17 protein-coding genes are annotated in these 15,479 nt (G+C 42.8%); 10 read left to right on the forward strand and 7 right to left on the reverse strand.

The window, feature by feature from the left end:
• Positions 1 to 127: 127 nt before the first annotated feature.
• Complete coding sequence (locus tag BLS28_RS09360) at positions 128 to 649, reverse strand: NADPH-dependent FMN reductase (RefSeq protein WP_091165234.1); 522 nt, start codon at positions 647 to 649, stop codon at positions 128 to 130.
• A 298-nt stretch (positions 650 to 947) separates the two neighbouring features.
• Between BLS28_RS09360 and BLS28_RS09365 the strand changes: the two genes are divergently transcribed.
• From BLS28_RS09365 to lepB (BLS28_RS09395), 7 genes are all read left to right on the forward strand, one after another.
• The gene (locus tag BLS28_RS09365; protein WP_090529444.1) at positions 948 to 1,751 is read left to right on the forward strand and encodes a ParA family protein; all 804 of its coding nucleotides are present in this window, start codon (positions 948 to 950) and stop codon (positions 1,749 to 1,751) included.
• Between the two features lie 3 nt (positions 1,752 to 1,754).
• Positions 1,755 to 2,666, forward strand: coding sequence for a ParB/RepB/Spo0J family partition protein (locus tag BLS28_RS09370; protein ID WP_091165240.1), 912 nt, complete (start codon positions 1,755 to 1,757; stop codon positions 2,664 to 2,666).
• 15 nt (positions 2,667 to 2,681) lie between these two features.
• A complete protein-coding gene (locus BLS28_RS09375; RefSeq protein ID WP_091165243.1) occupies positions 2,682 to 3,359 on the forward strand; it encodes a DUF5683 domain-containing protein in 678 nt (225 codons plus the stop codon).
• 23 nt (positions 3,360 to 3,382) lie between these two features.
• Complete coding sequence (gene dapB / locus BLS28_RS09380) at positions 3,383 to 4,132, forward strand: 4-hydroxy-tetrahydrodipicolinate reductase (protein ID WP_091165245.1); 750 nt, start codon at positions 3,383 to 3,385, stop codon at positions 4,130 to 4,132.
• Positions 4,133 to 4,148: 16 nt separating this feature from the next.
• Positions 4,149 to 5,603, forward strand: coding sequence for a signal peptidase I (gene lepB / locus BLS28_RS09385; protein WP_091165248.1), 1,455 nt, complete (start codon positions 4,149 to 4,151; stop codon positions 5,601 to 5,603).
• Positions 5,604 to 5,801: 198 nt separating this feature from the next.
• The gene (lepB, locus tag BLS28_RS09390) at positions 5,802 to 6,941 is read left to right on the forward strand and encodes a signal peptidase I (protein WP_091165250.1); all 1,140 of its coding nucleotides are present in this window, start codon (positions 5,802 to 5,804) and stop codon (positions 6,939 to 6,941) included.
• A gap of 22 nt (positions 6,942 to 6,963) precedes the next feature.
• Positions 6,964 to 8,442 carry a signal peptidase I gene (lepB, locus tag BLS28_RS09395; RefSeq protein ID WP_176844421.1) on the forward strand — a complete coding sequence of 493 codons (1,479 nt, stop codon included), beginning with the start codon at positions 6,964 to 6,966 and terminating at the stop codon, positions 8,440 to 8,442.
• A gap of 181 nt (positions 8,443 to 8,623) precedes the next feature.
• Here the strand turns inward: lepB (BLS28_RS09395) and BLS28_RS09400 are convergent, their stop codons facing one another.
• The 4 genes from BLS28_RS09400 to BLS28_RS09415 form a co-directional block, all read right to left on the reverse strand.
• Positions 8,624 to 9,706 carry an Ldh family oxidoreductase gene (locus tag BLS28_RS09400; protein WP_091165253.1) on the reverse strand — a complete coding sequence of 361 codons (1,083 nt, stop codon included), beginning with the start codon at positions 9,704 to 9,706 and terminating at the stop codon, positions 8,624 to 8,626.
• 132 nt (positions 9,707 to 9,838) lie between these two features.
• On the reverse strand, positions 9,839 to 10,657 hold the full coding sequence (locus BLS28_RS09405) for a cytidylyltransferase domain-containing protein (protein WP_256337383.1): 819 nt from the start codon (positions 10,655 to 10,657) through the stop codon (positions 9,839 to 9,841).
• Positions 10,658 to 10,800: 143 nt separating this feature from the next.
• Entirely contained in the window at positions 10,801 to 11,517 is a 717-nt protein-coding gene (locus tag BLS28_RS09410; RefSeq protein WP_091165258.1) for a DUF4397 domain-containing protein, read from the reverse strand.
• A gap of 201 nt (positions 11,518 to 11,718) precedes the next feature.
• A complete protein-coding gene (locus tag BLS28_RS09415) occupies positions 11,719 to 12,519 on the reverse strand; it encodes an SDR family oxidoreductase (RefSeq protein ID WP_091165260.1) in 801 nt (266 codons plus the stop codon).
• Between the two features lie 146 nt (positions 12,520 to 12,665).
• Between BLS28_RS09415 and BLS28_RS09420 the strand changes: the two genes are divergently transcribed.
• The gene (locus BLS28_RS09420) at positions 12,666 to 13,034 is read left to right on the forward strand and encodes a winged helix-turn-helix transcriptional regulator (RefSeq protein ID WP_091166922.1); all 369 of its coding nucleotides are present in this window, start codon (positions 12,666 to 12,668) and stop codon (positions 13,032 to 13,034) included.
• An 88-nt stretch (positions 13,035 to 13,122) separates the two neighbouring features.
• Here the strand turns inward: BLS28_RS09420 and BLS28_RS09425 are convergent, their stop codons facing one another.
• Both BLS28_RS09425 and BLS28_RS09430 read right to left on the reverse strand, forming a co-directional pair.
• Positions 13,123 to 13,395 (reverse strand): hypothetical protein, encoded by a 273-nt coding sequence (locus tag BLS28_RS09425; protein ID WP_091165263.1) that lies wholly within the window; start codon positions 13,393 to 13,395, stop codon positions 13,123 to 13,125.
• Positions 13,396 to 13,406: 11 nt separating this feature from the next.
• Positions 13,407 to 13,979: a sigma-70 family RNA polymerase sigma factor gene (locus BLS28_RS09430; RefSeq protein WP_091165267.1), complete on the reverse strand. Its 573-nt coding sequence runs from the start codon at positions 13,977 to 13,979 to the stop codon at positions 13,407 to 13,409.
• 260 nt (positions 13,980 to 14,239) lie between these two features.
• Between BLS28_RS09430 and msrB the strand changes: the two genes are divergently transcribed.
• The gene (gene msrB, locus BLS28_RS09435; RefSeq protein WP_091165270.1) at positions 14,240 to 14,734 is read left to right on the forward strand and encodes a peptide-methionine (R)-S-oxide reductase MsrB; all 495 of its coding nucleotides are present in this window, start codon (positions 14,240 to 14,242) and stop codon (positions 14,732 to 14,734) included.
• 23 nt (positions 14,735 to 14,757) lie between these two features.
• Complete coding sequence (gene msrA / locus BLS28_RS09440) at positions 14,758 to 15,420, forward strand: peptide-methionine (S)-S-oxide reductase MsrA (protein WP_091165274.1); 663 nt, start codon at positions 14,758 to 14,760, stop codon at positions 15,418 to 15,420.
• The last annotated feature ends 59 nt before the right edge of the window (positions 15,421 to 15,479 follow it).

A 15,479-nucleotide genomic window follows, 5' to 3' on the forward strand; every position in this document is an offset into this window, starting at 1 on the left:
TTGATTACATAGGTTTAAGTTATTACTGAAGCTAATTTTTAGGCTTCATATAATTGCTTCTTTTTATGTTATCATTAACTGCGGTGCTTGTGCCCGGAATTAATCCAACAGGTAGCTCAAGCAAAAATCAAAACTTAATGATCTTTTCTATCTGCTCGTTTACAAACTTTATGGTATCGGGCTTAAACAGGTTCCCTTCTTCATCAAACTCTTTGTGTATGGCCGCTATGTGTAATTTAAGCGCCATAATGTTGAGGTGCAGGTAATGGCAAACGCCGGTAAAATGGTCAACCCCGCGGATATTACCATATTTGCCCGATGATAAGCCTACCAATGCCGCTTTTTTATCATAAAAACTTTCGGGGAAACTACAGGCATCAATGAAAACCTTAAGTACACCCGGAAAGCTGCCGTTATATTCGGGGATAAGGAATATGAATTTATCTGTATTGGTAACTGTTTGCTGGATAGGCTCAAATGCTGCGCTGCGTTTGTTGTAGAGGTCGGTTTCAATAACGTTTGGAGGCAGCTGAGCAAGTGATAAGATACCTGCTTCAACACCCTTTTCCTGCAGTTTTTGCTGATAAACCTTAGCAAGTTTGAGCGTTGAGCTTCCCGGTCTGTTGGTTGACGATATTATGGTTATCATTTATTATTGGTAAATTGCTGACTGATCTGATTAGTAATATTGTTGTTGATTAATTTGTAATATTTTGTTAATGAATGTTTTAATAATAAATATGATTAAGTAATAATATTTATTAGTTGCCGCGCTGATAATTGACTAATTGATCAATTTTGTTTGTAAATAGGCAAAAGCTGTGGAATTCTGCATTATTTAATTCCGTATCTTTATCACCGGATAAAAACTTTACGAAAGTAGAAATTTCTGTTTCTATTTAACGTTGTTATAAATCACAGAACTATAAATTTTTTTAAACTATAGAATGAGTAAAATTATTGCTTTAGCCAACCAGAAAGGCGGCGTAGGGAAAACTACATCATCTATAAATCTGGCTGCAAGTTTAGCTGTATTAGATTATAAAACCTTGTTGGTTGACGCCGACCCGCAGGCTAATTCAACTTCGGGTATTGGTTTCGATCCCCGCAATATAAAAAACAGTATCTATGAATGTATCATCAATGAGGTTGATCCTCATGAGGCCATTCAGAAAACTGAAACTCCTAATCTTGATTTATTACCCGCACATATTGATCTGGTAGGTGCCGAAATTGAAATGATCAATTTAACGGGCCGCGAGTTTAAAATGAAACAGGTATTTGAAAAAGTGAGGGATGAATATGATTTTATTATTATCGATTGTTCGCCGTCATTAGGTTTGATCACCATTAACGCTTTAACCGCTGCCGATTCGGTAATTGTACCGGTACAGTGCGAGTATTTCGCATTAGAGGGTTTGGGCAAATTGTTAAATACCATCAAAATTGTTCAGTCGCGCCTTAACCCCCAACTTGAAATTGAGGGGATTTTGTTAACCATGTACGATGTGCGTTTGCGTTTGAGCAATCAGGTGGTTGATGAAGTTAGGACCCATTTTGAAGACATGGTTTTTGATACCATTATACAGCGTAATACCCGGTTAAGCGAGGCCCCGAGCTTTGGCGTATCGGTAATTATGCATGATGCTACCTGTAAGGGTGCAATAAATTATTTAAACCTTGCCCGCGAAATTCTGGAGAAAAACGGGTTGGTTAAGGGTGAACAGGCAACAGCTACAGCAACAGTATAGTAAATGAGTGGTGAAAAGAGAAATGCCCTGGGAAAGGGACTGAGTGCGCTATTGAACGACACGCCTAACGTACAACCATACCAAAACAGAAGTAGAGAAACAGCAAGCCCTGCCGAGGTAAATGACCTTGGCTCGGTTAATGAAATAAAACTGGCCGAAATTGAGGTTAACCCGTTTCAGCCCCGTACCGATTTTGATGAGCAGGCACTGGCCGAGCTTTCAGAGTCGATCAAACTGCAGGGTTTAATTCAGCCGATAACGCTCAGGAAAATTGGGGCGCATAAATATCAGCTGATATCTGGCGAGCGTCGTTTTCGGGCATCAAAGCTGGCCGGCCTAACCCAAATTCCGGCTTATGTGCGCACCGCCAATGATCAGCAAATGCTGGAGATGGCACTTATCGAAAACATTCAGCGCGAAAACCTGAATGCTATAGAGGTTGCCCTTAGTTTTCAGCGCATGATTGAGGAATGTAACCTGAAGCAGGAAGAACTGGGCGATAGAGTAAGCAAAAACCGCTCGACGGTGACCAACTACCTTCGTTTGTTAAGGTTGCCGCCGGTTATCCAGGCCTCCATTCGTGATGGCGAGCTTTCAATGGGGCATGCAAAAGCTATTTTAACGCTAACCGATCCTGCCAAACAATTATTTATACATCAGCATATTATAAAGGAAGGTTTATCCGTTCGTAAGGTTGAAGAACTGGTAAGAGAGATGCAAAAGTCGCCGGTAAAAAAGGAAGGCAAACAGCCCGAGCCGGTATCATATCAGTTGCAGAAGATCCAGGATGACCTGGCTTCAAAATTTAGTACAAGGGTAAAACTAAAAGTTGGCAGCCGCGGAAGCGGTGTTATCGAGATCCCTTTCCTTTCGGAAGATGATCTTGGCCGCATCCTTGAAATGCTTGATTGGTAATTGTTAATTTAAAAAATGTATAAATTCCTGTTTTTTTTAGCTGTATCCGCTTTTTTTATTTCTGCCGCACAGGCGCAGGTAGTTGATAGTACGGGGAGTAAAAAAAGTGATACGCTGAAAGTAAAGCATCCTGTTAAAACCCCGTCAGGCTCATTTGCTCCCAAAATTGATCCTGCCAAAGAAAAGATCTATCATCCCGATAGTACCCATATCCCGCATAAAGCAGTAATGCATTCATTGATGATACCTGGTTGGGGCCAGGTGTACAACCGCAGATGGTGGAAAGTGCCGTTAATTTACGGAGGTTTAGGTTTGCTAACCTCGGCCATTATATATAACCAGCATTATTACAAAGAATATTTAACATTATCAAGATATCGCCAGGGTACTCCTCCTAATCCCGGCGATCCTTATTATACAGAATATAACCTTTATAAAGACGTGCCAGATGCCAACCTGAGCGATGCCCGTGAAAATTCAAGGCGTAACCGCGATTTGAGCATACTGGGCTTTTTAGCTGTATGGGGTATCCAGGCTATTGATGCTTATATCGATGCCAAGTTCATCCACTCATATACGGTAGATAATAATTTGTCGTTCAAAGTAGCTCCGGGTATAATTAATCAGCCGGTTTATGCGCAGGGCGCTAATAATGCTTATATTCCGGGTATAAAAGTTACCTTTACGTTTTAATAAGGAAAACCACAATACCTGAAATGAAGATAGCGTTACTTGGCTACGGAAAAATGGGCAAAATCATCGAAAAGATAGCCCTTAGCCGCAAGCATGAAATTGTACTTACCATTGATCATGAAACCCTTCATGACCTTACAACCGAAAATCTGCAAAAAGCAGATGTGGTAATTGAATTTACTACCCCGGCATCCGTATTATCAAATATCGAGCATTGCTTTAATGCTAATGTACCTGTTGTTATTGGTACTACAGGCTGGTACGAGAAATTACCGGAAGTAAAACAGCAATGTATTGAGGGGAATAAATCATTATTGTGGGCTTCAAACTTCAGCGTTGGCGTTAACGTGTTTTTTTACGTGAATAAGCTGTTGGCTAAAGTCATGAACAAGTACCCTTATTACGAAGTACAGGTTGAAGAGATCCACCATACCCAAAAAATGGACTCGCCAAGCGGTACTGCCATAACCATCGCCGAAGGCATCATTAACAACACCGATACCAAAAATGAGTGGATTAATGTATTAACTACCGACGACAGTGATGACGATGCGAATGTTGCTCCTAACCAATTACTTATAGAATCATTAAGGATAGACAGTGTGCCGGGTACTCATACCGTTATTTATGATTCGGAAGTGGATAGCATCGAATTTAAGCATACTGCCCATAACCGTAATGGGTTTGCTTTAGGCGCTGTACTGGCTGCCGAGTGGCTGCACGATAAAAAGGGTTTTTACTCTGTTGAAGCCATGTTTGATTTTAACAGCTAATAGCTTTTTAATATAAATGGCAATAGCGGGCTATATAGGGTTTTATATCATTACGGGCCCGCTATTGATTTTAATACTGGCTGGATACTGGAAACTTTTTGAAAAAGCCGGTCGCCGGGGGTGGGAAGCACTGATCCCGGTTTACCATCTTTACATTATGCTTAAGTTGAGCCAACGGCCGTTGTGGCTCCTTTTGTTGCTTTTAATACCGGGCGTAAACTTTATTATAAGCATCGGCATCCTCATTGATTTTATTAAATCGTTTGGCAAGGTGGGCATAGGGCAAATCACCATGTCGGTGTTGTTGCCATTTATTTTTATCCCCAAATGGGGTTTTGATAAAAACACCCGTTATGTTGGCCCGTCGGCAAGTGACGATTTCAGGGAAAAATACCGTGACCTTGATAAATCCCCACTAAGGGAATGGACGGAAGCTATTCTTTTCGCTATAATAGCGGCAACGGTTATTCGCGGGCTTTTCCTCGAGGCTTTCACCATCCCTTCGTCATCTATGGAGAGCTCACTAATGGTAGGCGATTTTTTATTTGTGAGCAAGATCAATTACGGTGCACGCCTGCCTATGACCCCCATAGCATTTCCATTTGCACACCACACTATGCCGCTCACCGGTACTAAAGCCTATTGGGATGGTATTAAGCTGCCCTACTATCGGCTGCCGGGTTTCAGCGAAGTGAAAAAGGGTGATGCAGTAGTATTTAACTATCCAATGGATGCTGATTCGCCGTTTTACCGCCCTGTAGATAAGCAGGAAAATTATATCAAACGGTGCCAGGGCACACCCGGCGATACCATAAGGCTGGAGTACGGCCAGGTATACGTAAATAACCGTTTGATAGCCGCCCCACCCAACGCGGAAATGGAATACCGGGTACGTACAAATGGTTCGGGAAGAGGTTTTGGTCCCCATACGCGATATAACCTTCATTTGTCTGATATTCAACAGTTTACCTGGGTTTATTTTACAGCGAATATGACTGCACAATCGGCCGAAAAGCTAAAAACATATCCCTATATCAAGGCGGTGAAGCCCGATGTTAAGTTAAGAGGGGTGTATGATCATGAGGTTTTTCCGCATGATCCGCGCTTTAGGTGGAACGAGGATAACCTGGGGCCAATTATTATTCCGCAAAGAGGCTGGACTGTAAAGCTGGATAGCATGACCATGCCTTTTTATCGCCGGGCCATTGAGGTGTATGAAAATAATAAAGTGCAGGTTAAAGGGAACGCAGTTTTTATTAATGGGAGCAAGGCCGATAGTTATACCTTTAAAATGGATTACTATTGGATGATGGGCGATAACCGCCATAACTCTGAAGATTCGCGTTTTTGGGGCTTTGTGCCCGAAGACCATATTGTAGGTAAAGCCATATTGGTTTGGATGAGCTGGGATGCCAATTCGCCTTCATTTTGTAAAATAAGATGGGACAGGGTATTTAGAAGAATTAATTAGAGAGATATGCAGATGTGCAAATTCCGGATGTGCAGATGAGAGATTAAATAATTATCAATTTGTGCCCTAATAATAGAATCTATAATTAATATGGGGGAGCGTAACATATAACGTGTAACATATATCTTATACATAAAATATAAACATTAAAAAATCTGCACATTTGCACATCTGAAATTTGCACATTCGATACATCATATGAACTGGAAATTCTGGAAAAAGAAAGATTCAACTAAAGTAAAAAAGAAAAAAAGTGCGCTTCGTGAATGGGGCGACGCTATCATATTTGCAGTAATAGCCGCCACCCTTATTCGTACGCTGTTTATCGAAGCCTACGTTATCCCCAGCGGCTCAATGGAAAACTCACTTTTAATTGGCGACTACCTGTTTGTAAGCAAGGTTAACTATGGCGCAAGGATGCCTATAACGCCTGTTTCGTTTCCGTTTATGCACCATACTACTCCCTGGGGGACTCAAGCTTACTGGGGCGGAGTAAAATTGCCTTATTATCGCTTGCCGGGTTTAAGTGATATAAAAAAGCAGGATATCGTGGTTTTTAACGCGCCGATAGAGGCCGATTCTCCTTATTTCAGGCCGGTGGATAAGCGCGAAAACATTATCAAACGCTGCCAGGGTACTCCCGGGGATACCTTAAGCGTAGTTAACGCGCAGGTTTATATTAACGGCAAGGCCGCTCCAAATCCGGAAAGGGGAAAGGAAGGTTATTTTGTTGAAACCAATGGGCAGGAATTTAACCCGGCTATTTTGAACGAGCTTAAGATAGATATTAGGGGCAATACCGGCAACCGTTATGAAATGATGATGTCTAAGGAATCGGCAGCTACTTTGAAAACTTATTCAAATGTAAAATCAATTGTGCCGGCTTTAACGCTTAAGGGTACCAGTGACCCGCTGAACCCGGTTTACCCTGCCAAGTACCCGCGTTATAAGATCACACCTAATTTTCCTGACTTTAAATGGAATGTAGATAATTATGGCCCCATCATTATCCCTAAAAAAGGCTGGACAGTTAAATTGGATAGCCTGACTTTCCCGGTTTATGGCCGCGCTATTGAGATTTATGAAAATAATAAAGTAAATGTTGTGGGTAAGGATGTCATGATTAACGGAAAAAAAGCCGATACTTATACCTTTAAGCTTAACTACTATTTTATGATGGGGGATAATCGTCACAATTCGGAAGATTCGCGCTTTTGGGGGTTTGTTCCGGAAGATCACGTAGTAGGGAAAGCTTTATTTACCTGGATGAGTATTGACAGTACAGCCAGCTTCTTTAATAAAATAAGGTGGAACCGGTTGTTCAGAGGCATACATTAATTGAAAATATAAAAACACCAAAGTGAACGGAATAGGATTAATAATAGTATTTGTTCTTTTTATAGTACTGCCATTTGCAGGTTTATGGAAACTGTTTGAAAAGGCAGGGCGGCCAGGCTGGGAAGGCATTGTGCCACTCTACAACTTTTTCATCATCATTAAGTTAACCGGTAGGCCGGCGTGGTGGTTTATTATGCTGCTAATACCAGGCTTAAACTTTTTGATAGCGCTGGGCTTGATTGTTGATTTTTTAAAATCGTACGGAAAGTTCACTTTTGTTGAACATGTGCAGGGTGTAATCCTTCCGTTTATATATTTCCCTAAATGGGGCGGTGATAAGGATACCAAATATTTAGGCCAGTCGGCGAGCCCCGAGTTCAGGACTAAGTATAAGATTGCCCTAAAGAAAACCCAGGCACGTGAGTGGGCTGATGCCATCATTTTTGCGGTAATCGCTGCAACGCTGATCCGTACATTATTTATTGAAGCTTATGTAATTCCAAGTGCATCGATGGAAAGCTCGTTGCTTATTGGCGATTACCTGTTTGTAAGCAAAGTGAACTATGGAGCACGTTTACCCATGACGCCAGTTGCATTTCCTTTCGCACACCATACCATGCCGCTTATTAATACCAAGGCCTATTGGGATGGTATCGAACTGCCGTACTATCGTCTGCCGGGTTTAAGTGATATTAAAAAAGGTGATGTGGTAGTGTTCAATTATCCTATGGATGCCGATTCGCCTTATTTCAGGCCGGTTGATAAACGCGAAAACTATATCAAACGCTGCCAGGGTACCCCGGGCGATACGCTGAGTGTAGTTAAGGCCCAGGTGTTTATAAATGGGAAAGCTGCTGTTACACCACCAAAAGGCGAGATTACTTATGATGTTAAAACAGATGGGAACGAGCTTAACCCGCAGATAGCTACAGATTTGCATTTGTCGGATATTTCATCGGTAAATAATACTGAGTTTATTACCAATACCACCGAGGAATCGGCAAAGGCACTGAGGGGATATTCAAACATCAAGTCAGTTACACCACGGTTAACTTCGCCAGGCGCGTCTGATCCGATGAACCCGGTTTACCCTGCCATTTTCTCCAACTATAAAATAGGAGCTAACATTCCCGATTATAAATGGAATGTAGACAATTTCGGGCCTGTCATTGTACCTAAAAAGGGCTGGACAGTAAAACTGGATAGTTTAACCTTCCCGATCTACGGTCGTGCAATTGCCGTATATGAAGGTAACAAGGTTGAAGTGAGCGGTAAAGACATCCTGATCAATGGCAAAAAAGCCGATAGTTACACCTTTAAACTCAACTACTATTTTATGATGGGCGATAACCGTCATAACTCAGAAGATTCACGTTTTTGGGGCTTTGTTCCTGAAGATCATATTGTGGGTAAAGCACTGTTCATTTGGATGAGTGTTGACGACAATGCATCGTTCATCCACAAGATCCGCTGGAGCAGACTGTTTAATCTGATCCATTAGCCCCCTAAACCCCTGAAGGGGAACTAAAGTGAAAAGCCTGTTTTGCTTAGCAAAACAGGCTTTTCACTTTAATAAAATCACGGCCGCGGGCTTTCAGTCCGTGGTTTACCATAGTTTCAGGTTTGAGCTGAATTTCCGTAAGATGGAAGCTTACATTATGCCTGCCACGGGTTACGCTGCGCTAAACCTGCGGTAGCGGGCTAATTTTAAACCTTTCCGCCAATTTATTCAAATCTTCAACAACGGCATCAACTAATGGTATGCCGTTGGCTATCCTGTCAGCTTCTGCTTCCAGTTCTGGCTCCCCTGGAATAATTACTTTTTGATCAGGATCAACTGTAGCCGATGATTTAAAACGCTCTATCCAATTATCTAAATGATTTTTAAACTCATTTACCGGCCGGAACCCATCCACGCGCATTGCGCCTAAGAAATGCCCTATACCCGCGCCAACGGGATCATTCGGCGGATCAAGAAAAGCCACAAAGGGCGGTACCCAGGGTCCGTAATTGGCGCCTGATAATACTGCTGATAAAATATCAACGGTAGCACTCAAACCAAAACCTTTATGACTGCCATGGTCGCGGTCGCTGCCGAGGGGGAGGAGAGAGCCGCCGGTTTTTAATGCATGAGGATCGGTAGTATAATTGCCTTCTTTATCCTGGATCCAGCCTTCGGGAACCTGCCTGCCTAAGCGCTGGGCTATTTCCAGTTTTCCGTTAGCAGCGGCTGAAGTGGCAATATCAACTATCACCGGCGGATATTTACCAGCCGGAAAAGCGTAACACATAGGGTTGGTACCCAAAAGCCGTTCACTGGAAAACGTAGGCGCAACCAGCGGACTGGCATTGGTCATGGCAAAACCGATCATATCTTTCTCCACAGCCATCAACGTGTGATAACCGGCAATACCAAAATGGTTGGAGTTGCGTACTGATACCCAACCCGAGCCGTATAGCTCAGCTTTTTTAATGGCTACCTCCATGGCAAACGGAGCTACCACTAAACCAAGGCCTGCATCGCCATCTACAGTGGCAGTTGTTGGCGTTTCATGCACTATCCGGATGTTGGGCGTGGGATTAATGCGTTTCTTCTCCCAAAGGCGTACATAACCGCTCAACCGGGCTACGCCATGCGAGTCGATACCACGGAGATCGGATTTAAGCAGCACGTCGGCTGCTAAAACCGCATGTTCATGGCTGCAGCCAATAACTTTGAATATATTTTCGGTAAATGTGCGTAGAGTGGATGGCGATATCAGCATACGGCAAAGATAACCGTTGATTTTTAAAATGATTACGTTGATTTCGCTGATGAGGTACCTTTATACACTTGATTTGGAGTAGCAGCGGGTAGCCCGGACTAATCTCCAATCACCAACCTCTAATCTCTACCCTCAAGCCATCGCAAACTCGGGCTTTACTTCGCTCAGGTGTTTGTTATACCAGTTGGTACTGTTATAGCGGGCGTTTATTTCGTAGATTTCGGGTTTTAGTTTCAGCAGGTTAAGGATATCCTGGCATGAAAAACGGTTGCAAACCGGGTATAACTCTTTAAATACGCGCTCGATAAAATAAAAATCTTCGGGGTGGTCGAGTGCAAAACGGTGCGACATGGAATAATCCAGGCCAGTTTCCCAGGTTACGTTGCCGATGTTAAAAATAAGCGGATTTTCATAGATGTAGGGCGAGGTATGCTCCAAATCATGAGGGCGACCGGCGTTTTCCCAGGCTTGTTTGAGACAGGCCATGGTCATCACTTCTACGTCGTTGCCATCGGGATAGGTGGCCGGGTACAGGTTGCTTACATAATCAAACTTTTGCCTGTTGCTGAAAAAATATTCAAGCACGTTATCAATGATCCGCGGATCGATTAGCGGGCAGTCGGCCGGAATTTTGACAACCACATCGGTATTGAATAGTTTTGCTGCCTGGTAATGCCTGTCAAGCAGGTTGCCAAGGCTGCCGCGATAACATTGAACGTTAAGATTTTCGGCCTCCTGTGCAATAACATCATCTTCAGCGCCTTCGGAAGTGGCAATAACAATATTGGCCTGGTGCTGGATCATACCTACCCGCTCCACCATGCGCGCTAACAAACTTTTACCCAATATAGGCAGCATTACTTTGCCATATAAACGACTTGATGCCATGCGGGCCGGCACAATAATCACTACATGCTCATCCATCTTTTCCGGAAATTTGAGGTTTATCAAAAAAACATTAACCGGGTTAAATGTAGAATGGTAAGGTTTAAATATGGCGAAGTTTATATTATGAAATTGTTAACCGGTGGGTTGATATGCAAAAAATAAAGCCCGGCACAATGGCCGGGCCTTACAACACAGGTATAGGTTATTTAATAGTAGTAAACGTTGGTTTGAATATCTGCACTTAGTTTTTTATCGTCGGTTGCTGCTTTAATACCCTGCAGCCACACGGTATATACAGAACCCGCCCGAAGGTTAACGTTAGTAAGGCTGGCTAATACGGTAGGAGTGCCTTTTTGGCGAATGTTAAGCGTGTAAGTAACACCGCCTTTAATAGTCACAAAATCAGATACTTGTTTGTAAGCTTTGTTTGATGCCAGAACCGAATCTTTTGAAGTAACCAGGTCAACCGTACCGGCATCGGCGCTGAGGTTTGCCAAACGGATACTGGCCATCCCGGCGGCCGGCTGAACGATAGAATCGGCAACAAAAATTACATCGCGTTTGCCTGCGGTGTTGGCAAGGTATACCGAGTAAAGTTTTTTAGCTACGAGGGTGATGGTATCGTCTGCAACTTTTTGCTTGGTGCCCGAAACATAAAAGGTTGCTGTTCTTTTACCGGGATAAGCATTAATGTAATCTATACCGTGACCGTAACGAATTGGAAAATTGTTCGCCCTGTTGGGCTCAAGATAAAAATCAACCGGATCAGAATCGGGCGAGGCATTGATGACTGAAACAAGTGCCACCGGCGGCTGAACGTAATTGTTGTGATCTTTTAAACACGAGCTGAGTGTTGCTGCCAGCAAACACACCATCCCGATAATGCCTGCCCGCCTTGTTAATTTTTGCTGAACTGTTTTCATAAAATAAAATATTGGTAGTAAACTGATATTTTAACTTTACGTAACCAGCAGGCATTACGCTACTTTGGATTAAAAATTTTAACCCCGGTGTGATTAGCATAAATACGTTTGAGCTTAGGTTTTAGTATGCAAGGGATAGGGGTTTCAATTGTAAAAAAATATCGGATAATTTTTATCCGATATTGTAAATAAGTTAATGGATTATACAATAGGGATAGTGCCTCCATCTATAGTAAATTCGCTTCCGTTTAAATAAGCAGCACGGTCTGATACCAGGAAGGCTACCAGTTCGGCAACTTCTTGGGGTTCTGCCGGGCGGCCCATGGGGATGCCCCCTAACGAATCCATAATGATTTTTAGTGCTGCTTCTTTGTCTCCGCCGTTTTGCGAGGCCAGGTTGTCAATCATGCCCTGTGCCCCGCCGGTATTGATAAAACCCGGCGCTACCGAATTAACCCGTACGCCTCTGGGTGCAAGCTCCTTTGAAATGCCTTTGCTATAATTACTCAGGGCTGCTTTTGCTGCTGCGTATGGTAGTGTTGCCTCGAAAAGTGGCATTTTACGCTGTATGGACGAAATGTGGACTATCACCCCTTGTTTTTGATTAAGCATGGTTGGCAGTAATCCTCTGTCTAACCTAACGGCTGCCAATAAATTGGTTTGCAAGGCTGCTTCCCAGTCTTCATCGCTTAGCACCATAACTCCGCCTGCCGGCGATTCAGAACCTCCAAGGTTGTTGATCAGGATGTCTATGCCTCCCAAGCGTTCAAGGGTTTCTTTAATTACTTTATCAGTACCTGCTTTGGTGCTGAGATCGGCCTGGATAAACTGTTTAGGGTCAATATCTGTTGGCTGGGTACGGGCTGTGGTTACAATGCTGGCCCCACCTTTAAACAGGCGCTCAAAAATAGCTTTGCCTGCGCCTTTTGTTCCGGCTGTAACCAGGATCTTGTTGCCGTTAAATTCATTTGGGTCGATATTGAAATTTGCTTTTGCAATCATTTTATGTGGATTTGTGTTGTATGATAATGCAAAATTGGTGAAGTGAACGTGGCGGATCAAGTACGGAAAAATGATTCAATACGGATAAATTTATCCCTGTGGTTACCGAAATTTGCAGCTTGAATAATACCGAAACCGGAATTATTATGTACGAAAGAAAATTACCTATACAGGAAGAGTGCGGGCTTGACCTTATCCGTGAGGTTGTATTTGGCAAGTGGAAAATCCATTTGTTGTATTATATATCGCAAGGGATCAGCAGGCCCGGGCAACTGCAAAAAAATATCCCGGAAGCATCCCGCAGGGTTTTGAATATCCAGCTAAATCAACTGGAGGATGATGAACTCGTAGCCAAAACGGTATACAACCAACAACCGCCTAAAGTAGAATATTACTTAACGGATTTAGGGAAATCAATAATGCCCATCATCAATGAGCTTGGCCGGTGGGGGGATACTCACAGCGGGCACCTGAGGAGGGTGATCAAAAAGCGATTGATATTGCCCGAGGCATAGCAGGTGAAAAGCGAGCCCTTATTGTTGATACCTGCTTTTATGGCATTGTTATAAAGCGGATTATTAAGTATAATTTTATCTATAGCGCTTACTTTTCCAGTTGTTTATCAATCAGGTGTTGTAATTCATTTTTAAATTTGTCATCAAGCTTGATGTTTTCGGCAACAGGCTGATGAAACATATTTTTGATCATGCGGTTAATAGCGGTACTTTGTTGCTGAAATACCCTGCAAACGTGGCATCCCGCCAGGTGGATCTTTAATTCCAGTTTTTCTCGCAGGGAGATCTTTCCTATTTCCTGCTTTTCAATCAGGTAAGTAGCCTTTTTGCAGTTGTAGGCTATTTTAGTTAATTCGTCCATAATCCATTAGTTTAAAGCCAGTTTTTTTGAAGGCACTCTCTTAGGCTTAGCTTGGCGCGGTGAATAATTACCCAAAAGTTGGATGATGATATTCTCAAATCGCCGCAAATGGTGTCGGTGGTTTCATCATCAAGGTGTTTCATAGTAAACGCCGAGAGCCATAATGAGGGCAATTTTCTCATGCATCTTTGCAGTATAAACTCAAATTCTTTGCTTTCGAGGTGATCGGGTTGTTCAATGCCAAACTCCGCTGGCCTGTGATCGGTTTTCCAGTTATGGGCATCAAGTTCAAAAAAATCGTCTGTTTCATATTCGGCAAATGTTACCGCAGGTTCCTTAACAAAAGCGGATGCTTTTTTGCGGTAAATATCAATAATCTTGTTTTTTAGTATGGCGGTAAGCCATGTACGTTCGGTGCTTTTGCCCTCAAATTTTTGCAAGCGCTCGAGAGCGGCCAAAAAAGTTTCCTGTACAAGATCGCGGGCTAATTCTTCGTCGTTAATGCGGGTAAGGGCATACTTGTAAAGATAGTCGGCATGGCGCGTTACCCAGGCACGGGGTTCGGTGCTGTTTTGGCTTTGCATAAATCAACGTGGTGGTAATGGTTTGTGTAAAAGTTTATAGCCCATATTGTATTAATGTTTTGATTTGTGCATTCGTCGGGTAGGAGAAGGAATCCTTACAAGATTTTTTTATTTTTTCTGAAACCAGGGCTTAATGAAATGGGATGTCTGGAAGAGTCGTTAATATCTAATATTCCGGTTCAAACTAAATGCAGACAAATAAATGACAGAATAATCGGCTATCGACTGTAAGGTTCTTCGTATATCTACGACAAAGGGGTATGAAAAAGATAAATCTGTTTATTATACCATTGATATTATTGGCCTTTAATGCCTGCAGTCAAAGTACTCCGCATGCCGATAAAACCGTTGATACCAAAACATATCCGCAAGCTAAGCTGGCGAGCTACTGGAAACAGGTATTGACGCCCGAAGCTTACGAGATACTGGTAAATAAGGGCACGGAACAACCCTATCATAACCCTTATTGGAATAACCACGAAAAAGGGACATATGTAAGTGCAGCTACCGGTAAGCCATTATTTAGTTCGGATTCTAAATTTGAATCGGGCACAGGCTGGCCAAGTTTTTTTAAACCTATCGATCCAAAAGCGATTAAAATTGTTAAAGATACATCGTACGGAATGGTACGTGAAGAGGTTGTTGAAGCCAGCACAGGTTTACATCTTGGCCACGTTTTTAATGATGGTCCGGCACCTACCGGTAAACGTTATTGTATGGATTCATACGCTTTCAAGTTTGTTCCGGCTAAATAATAAACCATTAAATTAAAAAGATCATGTTAACAAAAAAATTGAATGTATGCCTGCTTGGCCTGCTGATATTGTTTGGCTGTGCCGATGCGCAAACCGGCGGAAGCGGTTTTGCAAGCCTGCCTGCCCCAAAGGCGGGCGAAAAGGTTGCTACTTTTGCGGGTGGTTGTTTCTGGAGCCTTTCGGAAGGTTTGTATGAATTGAAGGGTGTTAATAAAGTAGTAGCCGGATATGCCGGCGGCACAACTAAAAATCCATCATACGAAGATGTTTGCGGTAAAAATACCGGCCATGCCGAATCGGTACAGGTTTACTACAACCCTGCTGAAATAAGTTACGCTGCTTTAGCCGAAGCTTTCTTTTATGCGCACGATCCTACCACTGTAAACAGGCAGGGCCCTGATGTAGGCGACGACTACCGCTCAGTAGCTTTTTACCGTACACCGGAAGAAAAGAAAACTTTAGAAAGTGTAATAGCTAAAGTTAACGCTACACATCATTACAGCAGCCCTATCGTTACACAGGTTGTTCCGTTTAAAGTATTATATCCGGCCGAAAATTATCACCAGGGATATTACAGGCAGCATATGGATAACCCATATATCAGCCATGTTTCAGTACCTAAAGTATTGAAACTGCGTAAAGCCATGAATAGCTTGTTGAAACCCGAGTTTCAGCATAAGGATTAGAGTTAAGTGTAAATGTTGTATTTGACTGTTCTGTTGTCTCTACACCACGTTATTGCGGG

Origin of the sequence: Mucilaginibacter gossypii (genome assembly GCF_900100945.1) — a bacterium.
Taxonomy (GTDB): Bacteria; Bacteroidota; Bacteroidia; order Sphingobacteriales; family Sphingobacteriaceae; genus Mucilaginibacter; species Mucilaginibacter gossypii.